The sequence below is a fragment of the Lactobacillus sp. ESL0703 genome (assembly GCF_029433435.1).
Classification (GTDB): domain Bacteria; phylum Bacillota; class Bacilli; order Lactobacillales; family Lactobacillaceae; genus Lactobacillus.
On the sequence record NZ_JAQTIB010000002.1, the window covers coordinates 171,326 to 190,606 of the forward strand.

Here is a 19,281-nt window from a genome sequence, read left to right on the forward strand (position 1 = left end):
AATGGATAAGAGATTTAACGGTAAGGAATCTAACGTATTTCAAGGCAGAAGCATTTTGGCAGAAACTTCAATGACCCCTGCTGAGATGAATTATTTAATTGATTTTGGTTTGCACCTAAAATATCTTAAGCGGAATAATATTCCTCATCGCTATCTTGAAGGAAAGAATATCGCTTTGATTTTTGAAAAAGCATCAACTAGAACTCGTTCTTCCTTTGTGACAGCTGCTGCTGAATTAGGAGCAAATGCTGACTACTTAGGTAAAGATGAGATTCACTTAGGAAAGAAAGAATCAGTTGAAGATACTGCTAAAATTTTAGGTAGTATGTTTGATGGTATTGAATTCAGAGGCTTTAAACAATCAACTGTTGAAGGGTTAGCTAAGTACTCAGGTGTTCCTGTTTGGAATGGTTTGACTGATGAATGGCACCCAACCCAAATTATTCCTGACTTGATGACTTTGAAGGAAAACTTTGGTCACCTTAAGGGTCTAACTTTAACTTATGTTGGTGATGGCCACAATAACATGGGTAATTCTTTGTTAGTCGGCTGCTCAATGATGGGTGTTAATATTCATATTGTTGCACCTAAAGAGTTATTCCCATCACAAAAGCATGTTGATATTGCTAAAAAGTATGCAGAACAAAGTGGTTCTGAAATTCTGATTACTGATGACATTGATAAGGGTGTTAAGGGATCAAACGCAATCTACACTGATGTTTGGGTTTCTATGGGTGAATCCAACTGGGAAGAACGTGTTAAATTATTGAAGCCATATCAAGTAAATATGGACATGATGAAAAAGACTGGCACCCCAGATGACGAATTGATTTTCTTACATTGTTTGCCAGCTTTCCATGATACTAATACGGATTATGGTCAAGAAATCAGTGAAAAATACGGCATTACTGAAATGGAAGTTACTGATGAAGTATTCCGCAGTAAATATTCTCGCGTCTTTGAAGAAGGAGAAAACCGTAAACATGGTATTAAGGCAATAATGGCTGCAACATTAGGCAACTTGTTTATACCTGAAGTTTAATTAACAACTTATAAATATCTCTTTTATATGTTTACAAAAAGTAGCGGTTTGCTTAAGAAATCTTTAGTAAAACAGCTGCTTTTTTTATTAAGGAATGTAAGAAGGTTGAAAATGGATAAAGAAGATGGAATTAGCAAATTTGGGTTAACAGCGCTGATTGTTAGTTCATCAATCGGTACGGGGATATTTGGTATTACCAGCGATATGGCTAATGCTGCAGCACCAGGCCCAGCATTATTATCATGGCTATTTTGTGGTATTGGTATATACGCATTAGTATTGTCACTTAATAACTTGTCAAAAAAGCGTCCAGAACTAGATTCCGGTATTTTTAGTTATGCTAAGGCCGCTTTTGGACCTTTGGGTGGTTTCTTGAGTGGCTGGGGGTATTGGCTTTCAGCTTGGTTAGGTAATATTGCCTTTGCGACAATGCTAATGAGCGCAATTGGTTACTTTATTCCAATATTTAAGGGTGGTCAGAACTTACCATCAATCCTTTGTGCAATTATTTTTGTTTGGGGTCTAAGTTTATTAGTAAACAATGGTGTCGAAAGTGCAAGCTTTGTTAATACGATTGTTACTATTTGCAAGTTAGTGCCACTAGTTGTATTTATGATTATTGTTGCAGTTAGTTTTAAAGCTGGTGTCTTTACAGCCGACTTTTGGGGTAATGTTGCAAATAATGTTTTACATGGCGGTAAGGTAATTAGCGTATTCGGTCAGATGAAGCAGAGTATCATGATTATCATGTGGGTCTTTATCGGGATTGAAGGCGCCAGTGTTTTAGCTAATCGAGCTAAAAAACGTTCAGATGCTCAAGCTGCTACTATTATGGGTTTAGCAACTTTAATTATTGTTTATGTTTTCGCATCAATCTTACCCTATGGTGTTTTAACGCAAGCGCAATTGGCAACAATTAAACAACCAGCAATGGCCAACATTTTAAAACATGTTGTTGGTGAATGGGGCGCAATTTTTATTAATATTGGCGTTATTATTTCGACATTAGGTGCCTGGCTTTCATGGACAATGCTGCCAGCAGAGACAACAACTTTAATGGCAAAAGATCATGAATTACCTTCATATTGGGGCAAGCTTAATTCAAAGAAAGCACCAACTATTTCATTGGTTATTACAGGAATTCTGCAAACATTATTTTTGTTTACATTACTAGCAACTAACTATGCATATAACTTTGCTTATACTTTAGCAACAGCCGCTATTTTATTGAGTTATTTATTGGTTGGCGTTTACCAAGTTAAGTATTCATATAAAAATGGTGAGTGGGGACAATTATTTATTGGTGTAATTGCAGCTGGCTTTCAATTACTTGCAATGGTATTAGCTGGCTGGCAACAAGTAATGATGACTACAATCGCTTATTTGCCTGGTTTTTATTTCTACTGGGTAGCATGTAAAGAATACGGACACAAGATTAGTGTTAAAGAAAAGATTGTAATGGGCATAATTTTAATATTAGCAATTGTTACAATCGGCTTAATTATTAACGGTACGATCAAGATCGGATAAAACTTATTATTAGGAGAATAATATATGGCAAACAATAGAATCGTAGTAGCTTTGGGTGGTAATGCAATTTTATCTAAAGATCCTACTGCGCAAGCACAACAAGAAGCAGTTAAAAAAACAGCAAGTGCATTAGTTAATTTCATCAAAAATGGGGATGAATTAATTATTACTCATGGAAATGGTCCACAAGTCGGGAACTTGTTATTGCAACAATTAGCCGCAAACAGCGAAAAAAATCCGGCAATGCCATTAGATACTGTGGGAGCAATGACAGAAGGAAGCATCGGTTATTGGTTCCAAAATGCACTGCAAGAAGAAACAGCTAAAAATAACATTGACAAAGATATAGTTACAGTTGTAACGCAAACAATTGTTAATGGTGACGATCCTGCTTTTGAAAAACCATCTAAACCAATTGGCCCCTTCTATTCTAAAGAAGAAGCTGACGATGTGAAGAAAATATATCCAGATTGGACGCTTGTTGAAGATTCCGGTCGTGGTTATCGTCGGGTTGTACCGTCTCCTAAACCTCAAGCAATTAAAGAAATCGGTGCAATTCAAAAGATGATTGCTAATGGGATCGTACCAATCGTTTCTGGTGGTGGCGGTATTCCAGTGGTAAAAGATGGCACTCATTTCACCGGTAAAGAAGCAGTTATTGACAAAGACTTTAGTGCGGCAAAGGTTGCAGAATTAGTATCTGCAGATGAGTTGATTATTTTAACTGCTGTTGATGGTGTGTGCATTAATTTTGGTAAACCGGATCAAGAGTGCTTGACTAAGACAAACGTTAAAGAATTAGAAGGCTATATTGCTGAAGATCAATTTGCAGCTGGAAGTATGTTGCCGAAGGTTCAAGCTGCTTTAACTTTTGTTAAAAATACAGGTAAGAAGGCAATTATTGGTTCTTTGGATAATGTCAACGAGATTATTGCTGGCAACACTGGAACAGTTATTGAATTATAAACTATTATTGCTGATGCATTTTCAAGCTAAGTTTTATTTTTGTTAAGGTAAAGTCTTTTTATAAAGCAAGATTTTTAAACTTTTGGTTTTAAGTTAAAAAGTAACAAAATAGCTTCCTTAACCGCTGTTTTTGGTATAATATAAGTTGAACTTTAGGAGGATACCATGGATAAGTTAGAGACAATTACTTTGGCCGATGACTTGGCCGCAAACCAAGAAGAAATTTTGAATAAGGAACGAGACTTTGATGCCGAGGCTGTATATCGTGCAATCGATAGTCTACACATCTTAAACAAGCCAGTTAAAGAATACTTTGACATGACGCAAGAGCAATATTATGAGACCGAAAGCGATCATAAGTTGACTTTGATTAAATTGTCGGAGAAGTTGACGGACTTGCATGACCGTATTTTAACTAATCATGTGGATGGTTTTGTGGATAAGGATGAAATTAATCTGACATATAACCATGAAGATCCTTATGAGGATGATTTTTATAACAGTACAGTTGATTATCATGTAGTTGCATATAGTCTTAAAGTAATTAGCGCGGTTCAAGCAATCGCTTTTAAGGGATTACAAGGGGTATTGTCAAAGGATGCTGTTTTGTCAATTGGCTTGGCAGCACATGCTTTGGCAGAAAATGCATAATTTTTAAGCTGGACTATTATTGGTCCAGCTTTTTTGTTAGGGGCCAAAATCATGAATGTGTTTAAGCATGCAGAAGGATTATTTGATCGTTTAATTGGTGTGAAAAAGCGAGCTGCGTTTAAGAAAAAGGACGCCTCACTTGACCCGATGCAAGAATATATGACAGTCGGTGAATATCAAGTTGACGGTGGGCAAGGAACACCAGGAGGTCAGCCGTATAATTTGACTGTGTATAAAGATGAAAATGGTGTTTTACATCAGGCACTCAGCTTGGAAAGCACGGAAAAATTGGCGCCAGAATATGTGCGTGAATTTAACGAGGAGCTTGGCTGTTATCGTGCTTTTGCCAATAAAAAGACCGGCCGCCGCTATGTAACCGAGCAATACCTCGACCAATTTATTGATCGGGTTCACGATCACGTCAGACAAGGTGAAAATTCCGTTAATGTCAGTGTGATTTCTGATACGCATTATAAAGATCGCAATAGCAGTGATTTTTATGGTTGGAATGGGTTAACACACGTTAATGAATTTTCCTATCTTGATGATTCTGGCTTACTTAACCTAAAGGTTCACTTAGGTGATTGGATTGATGGTTCAGACGCCGGCTTTTTAAGTGAGAGCGAATTGATGAAGCTGCGCGATTCCTTTGTCTCTGATCGCGTTCCGACAATCATGATTAAGGGTAATCATGATGAAAACGATAAGTTTGATGAGCATCATGATTTAAAAGCATCGTTCCCCGAAAATGAATTTGAAAGCATCATGTGGCCGAGCATGTATGCTCAACGGGACATTCATTATATTTCGCGTCAGCATGGCGTTTGTTACTACGATGTTGATGATGTCCGCTTTATTTCCGTTAATACTTCTGATGTACCTTATGAACTTGATGCCCAGGGTCAGAAAAAATACGACACCAAAATCACGTTAGCCGTCAGAGAAGACCAAATTGAAGAGATTATTGAGATTTTAGAGCAATCATCGAACAAAAAGATCATCTTGATGAGTCATGCTAACCCGATTAATCGTAAGGGAACTAATGCCCTAAAGTATAACGGCCGGTCTCTACATGAACTCCTTGTTGCGTTTAACCAACGTGAAAAAGGGCAGATGCATTCCAGCCGCGGCATTCCACCGGAATTTCGGCTGGCGAATGATTTTGACTTTACTAATATTAAAAATGCGCGCATTATTGCCTATTTCTGCGGTCACCGCCACCGTGAAGACCAATATCGGATTAATGGTATCCAGTATATCTTGTTTAACTGCTCGGCGTTGATGGGACCTAATCATGTGTTGACGACTAAGTATAATAAAAATTGGAATCGGCAGATTGACCACCATACTGAATTTGCTGGTTACATTGTCAATGTTGATTCACACCGCCACGTTATCCAAGTTTTTGGGTATGGTGCTGCCTCTAAGCGCAGAATCTTTTATATTTAGTAAAATTAAGCTGGACAGTTTGGTAATTGTCCGGCTTTTAGCATATAATGAAACAGTTAATATGAAGAATTTAATAGATTAATAAAACTAATTAAGGGAAGATAAACTATGTGCGGAATTGTCGCATTTTATGATCCAGAAATAAATGACAAACAAAAAGCCATTGGTAAAATGATGGCAACGATTAAACACAGAGGCCCAGATTCTGATGGGATGTATACCAATGATAAGGTAGCCTTGGGCTTTAGAAGATTATCAATTATTGATTTGCGCGGTGGTAGCCAACCAATCTTTAACGAAGATAATACCCGAGCAATTATTTTTAACGGTGAAATTTACAATTTTCAACCATTAAGAGAAGAATTAGTTGCCGCTGGGCATACTTTTACTACTGAAACTGATACAGAAGTCTTGTTGCACGGTTTTGAAGAATGGGGCATGGATGGCTTGCTCAAGCGCGTGCGCGGGATGTTTGCCTTCGCTATTTGGGATGATAATACCCAAACATTGTATGGTGCCCGTGATTTCTTTGGAATTAAGCCGTTATATTATAGTGATGAAGACGGTCATTTGCTTATCGGTTCAGAGCTCAAGAGTTTCTTGGCTTTCCCAGGGTTTAAGCGCCGGTTAAACACGGAAGCTGTTAAGCCATACTTAATGAACCAGTACAATGACCTTAATGAAACATTCTTTAAGGGCATTCACCGCTTCCCAGCTGGTCATTGGTTTGAATATCAAGACGGCAAGATGAAAATGCACCAATATTGGGATGCCGAATACAAGGCTAACAATTTGAGCTTTGAAGAAACCGTTAAAAAGATTGATGATGACCTAAAAGAAACGGTTGATTTATACCGTATTGCTGATGTTCCGGTTGGTGCTTTCTTGTCAGAAGGTGTTGATTCTAGTTATATCACTAGTATCTTAGATCCTGATGATGTTTTCTCAATTTCATTTGACGATGCCACTTATGATGAAGCCTCAAAGGCAAAGGCTTTAGCTGACATTAAGGGTTGGAAGTTCTTCTCTGACAAAGTAAAGTCGGATGAAGCGATGCATGACTTTCCTGAAATGCAATACCACATGGACGAGCCGGATGCGAACCCGTCAATTATTCCGCTCTGGTACTTGTGCAAGATGGCGCGCAAGCACGTCACAGTTGCTCTATCAGGTGAAGGTGCTGACGAGTTGTTTGCCGGCTATGTCAATTACGGCATGCACACGCATAACAATGTGATTAAGGTCTTTACGTCACAACTAACTAAATTGCCGAAAAAGACAAAGGTTAAGTTGGCACATAAGATTAAGAAGATGCCTAACTTCCCAGGTAAGGTGCACTTGTACACTAACCTAGCTGAACCAAGCGAATTTTACGTTGGTCAATCTGTGATTTACGATATGGATTACCCAACGATTTTCACTTCTGAAGATGCTAACGGTATCTTGAAGCCGTCATACCGTAATAAGTTGACAGTTAACAGTATCTACCAATCCGACTTTAAGAAGGTTAAGGATCTTGATAATGTTCGGCAAATGCAGTACATTGACCTGCACCACTTTATGTTAAATGATATTGAGCAAAAGGCGGACAAGATTTCAATGGCGCACTCACTAGAATTGCGGGTACCGTACCTTGACCGCAAGATTGCTGAACGAGCAAACTCAATTCCAACTGAATATTTGGTCAATAAGCATGATACTAAGTATGCTTTACGTAAGGCTTCAGAGCGAGTTTTGCCGGATGAATGGGCTAAACGGCCAAAATTAGGCTTCCCAACGCCAATCAAGGAATGGCTGCAGGAACCGCGTTTTGACAAGCAAGTTCGGGACATGTTCAGTGAAGATTTTGTCAGTGATATTTTTGAACAAGACAAGATTTTGCAATTACTCGATGAAAACTTCAATGGTGATGGTTCTCACCGTCGGCAAATTTGGACAATTTATACCTTCCTTGTTTGGTATAAGTTATTCTTTGTTGATTATGAGGGCACGGTTGCTAAGTACCAACACGTTCAGCCGGAAGTAGCTAGCTTGATCGAACAAGGCAAGCTGGTTTAATAGGAGCAAGATAATGAATCAAGATTTTACGCCAATTTTATTGGGTAGCGACATTAATGTCTATGGCATGGCGCGCTCGTTTAATCAAGCTTATGGTATTAAGGTTAAGGCTCTGGCTGATAGTCAGCTTGCGGCAACGCGTTATTCTAAGATAGTCCAAGTTGAATTGCACCACGGCTTTAGTGAAGATCCAACCTTTATGACAGTTATGCGTGAGCAGATGAAGCTTTACAAGGATCATCAGGAACCAGTAATTTTGATTGCTTGTGGGGATGGCTACGCTGAATTATTAGCTAAGCACAAGGATGAATTGCAAGACGTGTTTGTCGTTCCTTATATTGACTATGATCTGCTTGAAAAGCTGATTTCTAAGGAAGGCTTCTACCAAATTGCGGAAGAATATGGCTTGCCGTACCCTAAGACTAAGATTGTTACGATGGCTGACTTTCAGGCTGAGGATTATTTAAACCTGCCATTCAACTATCCTGTTGAATTAAAGCCAGAGGACCCTGTTTCTTGGCTTGATGTTCACTTTGAAGGCCGCAAAAAAGCCTTCACAATTCATGATGAAGCTGAATTAAAAGATATTGTTGGTAAAATCTACGGCAACGGCTATCAGGCTGACCTGATTTTGCAGGACTTCATTCCTGGTGATGATTCTAACATGCGGGTGTTGAATGCTTATGTTGATAAAGACCATCATATTAAGATGATGTGTATGGGACACCCACTGCTGGAAGACCCAACACCGCAATCAATTGGTAATTACATGGCGATTTTGCCGGAATATAATGAAAAGTTGTATGAGCAAGTTGAGACTTTCTTAGAAAAGATCAATTATACCGGGATGGCCAACTTTGATATTAAGTATGATAGTCGTGATGGCCAGTATAAGTTCTTCGAAATTAACTTGCGTCAGGGCCGCTCTAGCTTTTATGTCACATTAAACGGCTATAACTTAGCTAAGTGGTACGTTGATGATTACGTTTATGACAGTTTGAAGGAACAGCCAACTGTTTATGGTAATAAGTTAAAATCCAAGCACGTTCTGTGGCTGGGAGTTCCAGTGAAAATTTTTAAGGAATATGCTGCTGATAATGAAGCTAAGAAGGCTGCTGAGGAATTAATTCATGAGGGCCGCTACGGCACCACCGTCTTTTATGATAAGGACCGTAATCTTAAGCGCTGGCTGTTAATGAAGTACATGTTCCATAACTATTATGACCGGTATAAGAAGTTTTATCAGGTAAACAAGGGTCAATTCTTTGAGAAAAAACCACAAAAATAAAAATTATTATAAATAAACTTTTTTGGAACACCTCATTGCATGGGGGTGTTCTTTTTTGATACTTCTTGCTACACTGGTAATTGGAACTTAAATAGGAAGGACTGAATAAATGAAACTTACACATGGATCTAATAATGAAACAGAAGTTAAATTGCGTTGGCTGCTGCTGGGTGAATTGGCCACGTGGATTGGGTCGAGCTTTGTTTGGCCGCTGACCTCTGTCTATTTAAATAAGCAATTACATATCAGCCTCTCAATGATTGGGGTTGTATTATTTTGCAATTGTGCAGGTAATGTGCTCGGGTCAATTGTGGCGGGCCGCTTTTATGACCGCTATAATCCGTATCCGCTAATTGTAGTGGGATTATCGCTTGATGCGACGATCTTATTTTTGATGGCCTTTTTCCATGGGTGGCCTGCTTACTGGATTTGGCTAACGTTAACTGGGCTAACTAGTGGCTGGAATGGCACGATGATTAATTCCATTGCGACCAGCCTGCGTAAGTATCCGGGACGTTATGTTTTTAATTTGATTTATTTTGCTCAAAACGTGGGGACAGTCACGGGTACACTCTTAGTTGGTTACCTGTATGACTTCTCAATTGAATTCCTGTTTATTTTGGCTGCAGCGTTATTTGCGATTGCTGCAATTAACGCCGCGATTAATTATCGACCGATTATTAATTTTCATAAGCAGCGGCAGGCAAAAACAGTGGCGACTGGCGAGAAGCCGAAGTCACAAGCAATGCCGAAGTATAATATGATGCTCACCATAGGCTTTTTAATCTCACTAGCCGTTACTTGGTTAATGTACATGAATTGGGAATCCAACCTGTCCGTTTACATGGTCTCGCTGGGAATTCCATTTCATATGTACAGCTTGCTCTGGACGTTGAATGGTGCGGTAATTGTGATTATCCAAGTGGTTTTGGCACGTTATCCACATTTATTTAAAAACTTGTTCCACCAGATTATTTTTGGCACGTTGATGTTTGCCATTTCCTTTGTGACCTTAATCTTTGCTCGTGATTTTGCGCATTTTGCGCTCTCAATGCTCATTTTGACCTTTGGTGAAGCCACGGCCTTTCCGGCTGTGCCAGCTTACATCAATGACTTGTCGCCATTATCCAGCAAGGGAAAGTATCAGGGGGCAATTAATGTGGCTCGTGGAATTGGGCAGGCATTTGGGCCATTATTTGGTGGTCTAGTGATCGACCGTTCTGGTTATATTCCGTTCTTTATCATTGCAGCTGTGGGGATTTTCTTGATGATTGTTTTGCTAATCCCATTGCATGCTAAATTGCGGAAGCATCTGACACTGTACAAATAATTTTGTAAATATTTTTTAACAATAGTTATTTAATTAAAATGATATTATTAATTTAACTTATTTTAATTTAATATCAGGGAGGATTTTTGAATGAAAAAATATATTGCAGTTCGCGGCGGCAGCGGCGATGTTATTGAGCCTAAAGTAGGCACTAGACCACAAGACAATATGTACCTTGCCGTTAACTCAGAATGGTTAGAAAAAACTGAAATTCCATCTGACCGTTCACGAATGGCATCATTTGATGGCATCGATGTTAATGTTGAAAAGCATTTGATGGCTGATTTTGCAGATTTTGCTGCTGGTAAAAAGGCTATTCCTGATGTGCCTAATATGGATAAGGCTGTCGAATTATATAAATTGGCTAAGGACTTTACCAAGCGTAATGAAGATGGTGCCGCACCAATTAAGTCGGACTTAGAGTTATTAGAAGGCATCAGAGATTTTTCTGATTATAATTTAAACGCTCCAGACTTGGCTACTTTTGCGTCAATTCCGTTTAGTTTAAGTGTTGAACCAGACATGAAGAACACCAAGATTAACGTGCTCAATTTTGCTGGTCCTGGAACATTTTTGCCGGACACAACTACTTATGAAACTGCTGATGCGGCAGAATTACTAGAAACTTTGCGCAAGCAATCTGTTAAGCTGCTAGAGATGGCAGGAGTTGAAACTGCTGAAGCTGAGAAATACGCTGCAGATGCAATTAAGTTTGACGCTAAGTTAGCCAAAGTAGTTAAGTCAGCTGAAGAATGGGCTGATTACCCAGCTTGCTACAATCCAATGAAGATTGCAGACTTTGAAGCTAAATTCGAAGACTTTAAGATTGGGTACTACTTAAAGGAAGTTATTGGTGAAGAACCCGATCGTATTATTGTTGAGGAGCCACGCTATCTTGACCACGTTAACGAAATCATCAACAAGTCCAACTTTGATGAGATTAAGGGTTGGATGATTGTTAACTTCATCAACGATGCTGCTTCAGACTTGTCGCAAGAGTTTCGTGAAGCTGCCTTTCCGTTTAGTCAAGCTTTATCAGGTCAACCACAACTGCAATCAGGCGAAAAGCAGGCTTATCATATTGCCAACGGTGCTTTTAGTGAAGTTATTGGTGTTTACTATGGTCAGACTTACTTTGGTGCTGATGCCAAAAAAGACGTTGAAGATATGATTCGCCGGATGCTGGCCGTTTATGAAGAACGCTTGCAAAATAATAGCTGGCTCTCAGAAGCAACTAAGAAGAAGGCAGTTGTTAAGCTCGATGCTTTGGAATTAAAGATTGGCTATCCAGACAAGATTGAAGAAATTTACAATCGTTTGCAAGTTGTCCCAGCCAGTCAAGGCGGCAGCCTTTATTCAAATGGTCGTGCTTTTGCTGTTGAAGAACAAAAGTATAATATTGAACAATTGCATAAGGAAGTTGATCGGACAGTTTGGGCAATGCCAGGGAACTTGGTTAATGCTTGTTATGATCCACAAAGAAACGACTTAACTTTCCCAGCAGCCATTTTACAGGCACCATTTTATGATTTGAAGCAAGATCGCGCAACTAACTTTGGTGGCATTGGTACAGTAATCGCTCACGAAGTTTCGCATGCCTTTGACAATAATGGTGCGCAATTCGACGAGTTAGGTAATATGACTAACTGGTGGACCGACGAAGATTACGCCGAATTTAAGAAGCGGACACAAGCTGAAATTGACATCTTTGACGGGATTGAATACGGTCCAGTTAAGTTGAATGGTAAGCAAATTGTTTCTGAGAATATTGCCGATCAGGGTGGTTTGACAGCGGCAGTTGAAGCTGCTAAAAATGAAGGCGACGATTTGAAGAAATTGTTTGAAAACTTTGCTCGAATTTGGGCCAACAAGCAATTGACTGAATCAATCAAGTCGCAAACGGCTGTTGATGTTCATGCACCGGGTCCTGAGCGGGCTAATGTTCAAATTCAATGTCAAGATGACTTCTACAAGGTCTTTGACGTGAAGCCAACTGATGGTATGTGGCTTGATCCAGACAAACGAGTTCATATTTGGTAATTTAATATTAAACACTTATAAAAAGCTGTCATTCATGATATGATTGACGGCTTTTGTGTATTCAAAATTGACCGAGTAAATAACTAAAAAAGAACGTTTAATTTTATTTTTTTAGATAATTAGTCATAATGGCTCCAAAAATTAGATTGTCCTAATTTCGGGGGTCCATGTTACTTTTCTACAGTATGTCTTTTTTTAATATTCCAGCTAAATCTTTTATAAATTGGGATACATCGATTATGAGCATTAACAATGCTAAACACATTGACAGATACATTTTAGATTTAATACAGGTAACTAGAAAATAAAGCACCGGAAATAGCGCCCAAAATGATAATAATTTAAAAATATCTAAAATAATTCTTTTTACGTTTTTCACTGATTAGCCTACTTTTAGTATATTCTTTTTAAACTTGGTAGTATTTTACTACAAAATAGCAATATTTAATAATGCTTTAACAATCAAAACAAAAAGCTATATGAAAAAAGTGCAGTAGCAATTAAGCTACTGCACTTTTTGTGTTTAAAATATTAATTTTCTTCGTTTTTTAAATTAGAATAGTCGCGTGTTGCTACCCGCTTGATGTGTAAATTACGTTCAGGCTTGCCTAAGATCAGTGGGACACGTTCGACCACCGTGTCTGTGTATTCAAGACCGAACCAAGTTGCAGGGTTAGATGATAAGTTTTGCAGCCAAACCCGTGCTTGAACAATCCACTTGTCAAAGCCTTTAAGCTTTGTTAATGGACTAACGACATCGTTAACGATAACGAAGGAGAAGTCGCCAACTTCACGTCCAGGCATTGTGGTGTATTCCTGTGGTTGGGCTTCGATTGTCCCGTCCTTGATTAGGTCGTGGACAATTTGCCGCAAGTAGACGTTAACACTGGTTTGCTTTTTGAAGCCGAGGAACAATTGAACGTTAATCACGTTCTTTGTGTCATAAGTGTTGACGGCATACTTGGCAGTGAATGGTTCGTTGGTAATGTTAACTGAAACAAACCAATAAGCGTGTGCCCGCTTAGGCCGTTTATCCAAAATTGAATACAAAATTTCTCGTTTAATGAACTTATTGTACTTAACCTTAGCCATGTAAACTAAGTTGGTGGCATAGACAGGGAAGTCATCGTCATGACTTAGGTCGGTTAACATATCAGTAAATTCGTCAAGACGTACATAAGTATTGGCACCTTCGTGCTTGTCGCGTACCTTGTTGCCGAAGTACCAGATGAACATGATAATGCCGATAAAGCCGGCAATTAAGACAGTTACGTAACCACCACGCATGAACTTGGTCAAACTAGAAATCAAGAACATGCTCTCAATAAAGCCGAATACTAATAAGAAGCTTAGTCGCAAGACCAGCGGTGTCTTTTTGTTACCCAAATATTCGAATAATAGAAGCGTGGTCATTAGCATTGTTACCGTGATTGACAGACCATAGGCCGCTTCCATGTGTTCAGATGTTTGGAAGAAAATAACGATGGCGATTGTGGCTACACAGAGCATCTTGTTTACTGATGGGATATAAATCTGTCCGTGCTCGGTAGTTGGATAATTAATATTCATGCGCGGCAGGAATTTTAACCCGCTGGCTTCAGAAACTAAGGTAAAGGAACCAGTAATTAAGGCTTGTGAAGCAATGATAGCGGCGATAGTTGCCAAAATAATGGCAAATAATCGCAAATTGCCGGGAACAGCTTCAAAGAAAGGATTTAGTTCAGTACCGTGAGTTTGATAATTAGGATTTTGTAAAATCCAAACACCTTGACCTAGATAGTTGAGTGCTAAACAAATGAAAACATATGGCCAAGAACCACGAATATTACCCTTACCAACATGACCAACATCTGAATACAACGCTTCAGCCCCAGTAGTTGCCAGGAAGATTGATCCTAAGATAAAGATCCCGACTTTGTTAGCCGGACTAAACAGAATTTTGATTGCCCAATATGGATTAAGTGCCTCTAAAATTGACCAGTCATGTGACATGTTGAGAATACCGATTGCACCCAAGAAGGTGAACCAGACAAGCATGATAGGACCAAAGGCCTTCCCGATACTGCTGGTACCCAACATTTGGATAGAGAACAGCAGCAGCAAAATCACGATGGTAATAATAATAACCATTGTTTGGCTAGGTACGGGGATGCTCGAGCCAAACTTCATGTTTTTTAACCCCTCGATTGAGGTGGTAACCGTTACAGCTGGCGTCAGTGTTCCGTCAGCCAAAAGCGCCGCACCACCGACTAAGGCTGGAACAACCAGCCACTTGGCACGTTTGCGTACCAGTGCATAAAGGGCGAAGATCCCACCTTCACCGCGGTTAGTTGCGTTGAGCGCGACCATTACATATTTGACAGTTGTTAGTAAAGTAACCGTCCAGAAAATCAACGAGATTGAACCTAAAATTAATTCGCGATTAACATTAGCTATACCGCCATTACCATTTAGGATTGATTTCATTACGTAAAGGGGACTAGTCCCAATATCACCGTAAACAATCCCAATTGTAATTAACAGCCCAGCGGCTGAAATTCGCTTCTTTTTTTGATCCATAGTTATCTGTACTCCCATAGACTAAAATAGTATTTGTTTTTAAGTAAAAAAGAATGTCCAAAAAGGCATTCTCGTTAAGTATCTATTGTGTTCTTTTTTTAGCTGTAGTACAAGTAAATTATGACAAAGAATTTTCGATTTTATTGCGGCAATCTTCATACCAATTGTCCCAATCAGTATAAGTTGTCATGTTACTTGGGTCAACTTCGTCTTGTTTGGCGATTTCGTCAATCAGGTTTTGGAAGTTATTTGCATGATATTGCAAAGCGTGTCTGATTAATTCTTTCCGTGAAAAATGGATATTATCAAGCAAATAGTGGTTGATATCAACCATGTTTGCATTAGTATCGTAACGATCCATAATTTCCAAATCACGTTGATTGAATTGAGAAATGTAGAAGTCAGTGAAGACTTGCAAGTAGTCAGGCTGCTCAGCAAATTCTTCTTGTGTCATAGTAGACCAATTGGCATCTGGCATGACAACTTTAAGTTCATCATTTTCTTGTTCAGTATCTTTAGTGTTATTTTCTTGTTCAGTCAATGCGGACACTCCTTTAATAAAAATAGGACACGTGAAAGTCAATAGTCATTTTACCGAGTTTAAGCGGTAAAAGCAACTATTGCGGTAATCCATGTTAAATATAGTAGTTTTGTATTCGATGATATCTATCTAATTATATCATGTTTTTACTTGGTTAAATTGAACTTTAAAAGATAAAACTCGCCCTGCTGTTAGGCGGACGAGTTAAGGTACATTATCTTAAAGTACTATGGCTTCAAGTATTTTTGTACATCTTCTTTTGTAATTTGGCTGGGATCACTGTGACCTGTGCTTCGATACATGTCAATCAAGTCTTGCGGACTCCATGACATTGGGTCAAAGCCAAGACTTTTGAGCTGTTTACGCAGCTGCGTGATTTGGCTGGCGCCGACAGTTTTGCCGTTAACCTTATGGTCACCCATTGCACCTTCACCGGTTTTGCCGGCATTACCAGTGTCACCAGCAGCAGAATTATTGGTTGAATTTTTATCAGTAGTTACAGTGCTGTGATTGTCTTTAGCGGCATCTTTGTTATTATCAATGCCTTTTTGTGCCTTATCCTTATATTTAGCGTAGTATTTGCCATCAATGTAAGGCAGGTTAAGGATCTTTTGGTAGTGGTCGACAGCTTCCTGGTATTGCTTATCCTGTTCGGCTTGTTTAGCTTGGTTAAAGAGCGGCTTCAATTCATGTTCGTAGTTATCCTTGACATCTTTCAGCGTTGATTGCAGTTTTTGGCCTTGTTTAATTAACAGGGAATAGCCATGATCTTCATTAATAACGTTGTTAATTGTGCTTAAGGCATCGGTATATTCGCCATCTTTAGCAGCGTCAATTGCCGTGAGCATCCCATCAGCTTGGTTCTTGTATGCCGTAGCTAGTGCCGTCTTTTTGATTTTGCCGGCTTTGGCAAAGTCGCTGCTGGCACGGACATAATCCTTGTCCATTACTGCGTTCTTACCATTATCAATTGCTTCAGTGTATGCGGCGTTAACTTGATTGCTGCTGGACTTTTGGGTGCCATAAATGACGCCCCCGCCAAGTGCAATAATCGCAACTGCCACAATTGTCCAAATCGTAGTTTTCTTCATAATAGGAAATATCCTCCTTATTAACTTATCCCTAATTATAATTGCTTAGAGCATATTTGACTACTTTTGGTGCTTTCTTAAATAAAAAATAATCATCAGCATATTTAAATACAAAACAGGGCAATAGTAATGTATGATTGAGATAAATATTTGCCAATAAGACATCTGGAAAGAAGGCCGCAATATGCGCGTTAATATCTTACAACATACCCCTAACGAAGGACCGGGCTCAATCATTGATTGGGCTGAGAGCCGTGGGCACGAAGTTTATACGTATCATCCGTATCAGTTTGGGTATTTACCAACTGCCGAGCAGACTGATATGTTAGTTATTTTGGGCGGACCAATGAGTCCAAATGATGACCTGCTGTGGATTAAGCAGGAGCGGGCTTTAATTAAAGAATTGCTGGCTCAAGATAAGCCAATCTTTGGTGCTTGTTTCGGTGCCCAGCAGATTGCCAAGACATTGGGTGCCACGATTAAAAAGGCTGCAGTTAAAGAAGTCGGTTGGGCACCTGTACATTTGGAAACAACGGTAATTCCTAATTTGCCGGCTGAACTGCTTGCCTTGCATTGGCATGAAGAAATGTTTGAGTTGCCAGAAGGCAGTCAGTTGTTGTTCTCAACCAAATACCACCGAAATCAAGGCTTCGTCATCGGTCACCGCGTCATTGGCCTGCAATTTCACTTTGAACCCAAAGCCAATAATGTTCGCGAAATGGTTACTAATGATTTCCCCTATATTAGGGGGTCAGTTCTAGGGCAAACGGCAGACGACATTTTGGGTCAAGCAGTCCCCGTTGAAAACAAACAAGTCATGTTTGACTTACTGGATTACATTACTAATTAATTCAGTGCAAATAAAAAACGCAACTCATAATCGAGCTGCGTTTTTTTGTTTATTCACCCTTAAAAGTATCAGCTTCAACTTGCTTGATGAAGTCAGCTAGGTGCTTGTAGTAAACGGCAGGGTTGTCAACCATGTGGTGGTGACCGCCGTCTGGGGTAGTAACAAGGCGTGAGTTAGGAATTTCCTTCTGCATCGTTTTAGCAGTGGCAATCGGCATTGTTTCGTTCTCGCCAAAAGTGAGCAGTGTTGGCACCTTGATGTTCTTGAGTTGCTCTCTGAAGTGCCAATCCTTCAACTTACCAGTAATTACGAATTCGTTGTCGCCTTGGAAGGCATTGTAAACGGCAGTGCCGCCAATGTCTTTCAAGTGGTAAAGCTTAGATGGCTGTTTACGGTCGACAAAGTTAATGTTCAAAATATTAACGTCGGCTTGGTAACGGTCATTGTCGTAATCGTTGTTTTCTTCACATTGGTGCATGAAGTCAATTTCGCTTTGCGGAAGGACTTCTTGCCGGCGGCGGTTGACTGAAGCAACGTATTCGTCAATTTCGTCAACCATTGAAGAAATGATGGCACCCTTCAAGTGTTGACCATACTTAATGGCATATTCTTGAACCAACAAGCCGCCCCAGCTTTGTCCGATTAAATAAACGTTGTCTAAGCCTAGTTTAGCCCGAACTTCGTCAACTTCATCCAAAAAGTATTCGTAAGTCAGATACTTCTTAGCAATTTCAGGGTCGGAATAATCAGGTTGGTCAGAATAAAGTGAACCAAGTTGATCGTACATGGTTACTTGTACGTCTAAGCCCTGCTTCTTCAATTGTTCAGCAGTATCTTCCCAATATTCGTGGTTGCCGCCGGGGCCGCCGTGCAAAGCCAAGAGGTGAATATCGCCGTGGCCTTGGGTGTTGGTCCATAAGTGGTAACCGTTGTCTAAAGTAATAATTTTAGTACCAGTTTTCATAGTATCTCCTTTTGTGCTAGTAGTTACACTATATTTTAGCTCATAACTATATGAAAGAAAAATTACAAACGCGGCAAAAAATATTTTTTTAAATACCAGTGCAAATAAAGCGCTTTTATAATATAATTGTATTGTTATTACGTGATTAATTGAACAAGGAGAATGAAAATGGCAGAACCGCAATGGTTAAAGAATATGAACCCCGATAAATACATGCAAGAAGACTTTGATGCTAAGGGCAAGGGCCGCTATACAGTTAGTGGGATTAATAAAGAAGACCCAGACTGGTTAGACCAAGCTGCAGAGAAGGTTCACGCGGCTGAAGGCGATGATTACGTTAAGCTCGACAGTGGCTTGTTAACTGTTAATCAAATTAACTGGATGCTGCGCGACACGATTGGTGAGTTATCGTTTGTTGATGAGAATAACCAATTCTTGTGGTACAACCGGCCAGTTGATCCGAATGCCAAGATGAAGGCTAAGCGGGTTCCCGAACAAGTCGGCAACACGATGAATGATGTCCACCCACATGTTGGTGATGTAATTCAGGAAACCAAGAAGGTTGTCCATGCTTTGCGCACAAGACAAGCTGGTCATGATGACGTTTATATGCCAGTTCCTACCGGCAACTTGAAGGAACTAGTGCTGCACTATTATAAGCGGGTAGTTGATGATGAAGGCAATTACGCCGGTATTTATGAATGGGTTCAGGACTTGTACCCATTAGTCAAGTACTTTTGTGAAACTACCGGTCAGAAGTTGGTAGTTGATGAAGACGCGACGACGGGAGCAACTTATAGACGTAATTCTGATCCTGATGCCGCAACTGGTGCCTCTACTAAGGCAGAAGCTGCACAAGAACAAGCTAAAAAACCAGAGCCTGCGGCTGATACAGCTAGTGGTGCTTCTGAAAATTAAAAAT

General features: G+C 39.6%; 15 protein-coding genes. 11 read left to right on the forward strand and 4 right to left on the reverse strand.

Annotated features, from left to right (window positions below; genetic code table 11):
• Position 1 precedes the first annotated feature (1 nt).
• From argF to PT278_RS03370, 9 genes are all read left to right on the forward strand, one after another.
• Positions 2-1,042 carry an ornithine carbamoyltransferase gene (gene argF / locus PT278_RS03330; protein WP_277130271.1) on the forward strand — a complete coding sequence of 347 codons (1,041 nt, stop codon included), beginning with the start codon at positions 2-4 and terminating at the stop codon, positions 1,040-1,042.
• 111 nt (positions 1,043-1,153) lie between these two features.
• On the forward strand, positions 1,154-2,572 hold the full coding sequence (locus PT278_RS03335) for a basic amino acid/polyamine antiporter (protein WP_277130273.1): 1,419 nt from the start codon (positions 1,154-1,156) through the stop codon (positions 2,570-2,572).
• Positions 2,573-2,596: 24 nt separating this feature from the next.
• Positions 2,597-3,538, forward strand: a complete 942-nt coding sequence (gene arcC, locus PT278_RS03340) for a carbamate kinase (protein WP_277130275.1) — start codon at positions 2,597-2,599, stop codon at positions 3,536-3,538.
• 165 nt (positions 3,539-3,703) lie between these two features.
• Positions 3,704-4,189, forward strand: coding sequence for a hypothetical protein (locus tag PT278_RS03345; RefSeq protein WP_277130277.1), 486 nt, complete (start codon positions 3,704-3,706; stop codon positions 4,187-4,189).
• Positions 4,190-4,240: 51 nt separating this feature from the next.
• Positions 4,241-5,638 carry a metallophosphoesterase gene (locus tag PT278_RS03350; protein WP_277130279.1) on the forward strand — a complete coding sequence of 466 codons (1,398 nt, stop codon included), beginning with the start codon at positions 4,241-4,243 and terminating at the stop codon, positions 5,636-5,638.
• A 108-nt stretch (positions 5,639-5,746) separates the two neighbouring features.
• Entirely contained in the window at positions 5,747-7,696 is a 1,950-nt protein-coding gene (gene asnB / locus PT278_RS03355) for an asparagine synthase (glutamine-hydrolyzing) (protein ID WP_277130281.1), read from the forward strand.
• A 13-nt stretch (positions 7,697-7,709) separates the two neighbouring features.
• On the forward strand, positions 7,710-8,984 hold the full coding sequence (locus PT278_RS03360) for a carboxylate--amine ligase (RefSeq protein WP_277130283.1): 1,275 nt from the start codon (positions 7,710-7,712) through the stop codon (positions 8,982-8,984).
• Positions 8,985-9,093: 109 nt separating this feature from the next.
• Positions 9,094-10,314 carry an MFS transporter gene (locus PT278_RS03365; protein ID WP_277130285.1) on the forward strand — a complete coding sequence of 407 codons (1,221 nt, stop codon included), beginning with the start codon at positions 9,094-9,096 and terminating at the stop codon, positions 10,312-10,314.
• Positions 10,315-10,404: 90 nt separating this feature from the next.
• Complete coding sequence (locus PT278_RS03370) at positions 10,405-12,354, forward strand: M13 family metallopeptidase (protein ID WP_277130287.1); 1,950 nt, start codon at positions 10,405-10,407, stop codon at positions 12,352-12,354.
• Between the two features lie 531 nt (positions 12,355-12,885).
• Here PT278_RS03370 and PT278_RS03375 read toward each other — a convergent pair.
• From PT278_RS03375 to PT278_RS03385, 3 genes are all read right to left on the reverse strand, one after another.
• The gene (locus tag PT278_RS03375; RefSeq protein WP_277130289.1) at positions 12,886-14,913 is read right to left on the reverse strand and encodes a KUP/HAK/KT family potassium transporter; all 2,028 of its coding nucleotides are present in this window, start codon (positions 14,911-14,913) and stop codon (positions 12,886-12,888) included.
• Positions 14,914-15,031: 118 nt separating this feature from the next.
• On the reverse strand, positions 15,032-15,454 hold the full coding sequence (locus PT278_RS03380) for a hypothetical protein (protein WP_277130290.1): 423 nt from the start codon (positions 15,452-15,454) through the stop codon (positions 15,032-15,034).
• Between the two features lie 227 nt (positions 15,455-15,681).
• Positions 15,682-16,545: a hypothetical protein gene (locus PT278_RS03385; protein ID WP_277130292.1), complete on the reverse strand. Its 864-nt coding sequence runs from the start codon at positions 16,543-16,545 to the stop codon at positions 15,682-15,684.
• Positions 16,546-16,729: 184 nt separating this feature from the next.
• On the opposite strand from PT278_RS03385, the gene PT278_RS03390 reads away from it, so the two are divergent.
• Positions 16,730-17,395, forward strand: coding sequence for a type 1 glutamine amidotransferase (locus PT278_RS03390; protein WP_277130294.1), 666 nt, complete (start codon positions 16,730-16,732; stop codon positions 17,393-17,395).
• A gap of 49 nt (positions 17,396-17,444) precedes the next feature.
• On the opposite strand, the gene PT278_RS03395 is transcribed toward PT278_RS03390, so the two are convergent.
• The gene (locus tag PT278_RS03395; RefSeq protein WP_277130296.1) at positions 17,445-18,359 is read right to left on the reverse strand and encodes a proline-specific peptidase family protein; all 915 of its coding nucleotides are present in this window, start codon (positions 18,357-18,359) and stop codon (positions 17,445-17,447) included.
• 168 nt (positions 18,360-18,527) lie between these two features.
• Between PT278_RS03395 and PT278_RS03400 the strand changes: the two genes are divergently transcribed.
• Positions 18,528-19,277, forward strand: coding sequence for a PAS domain-containing protein (locus PT278_RS03400; protein ID WP_277130298.1), 750 nt, complete (start codon positions 18,528-18,530; stop codon positions 19,275-19,277).
• Positions 19,278-19,281 lie beyond the last annotated feature (4 nt).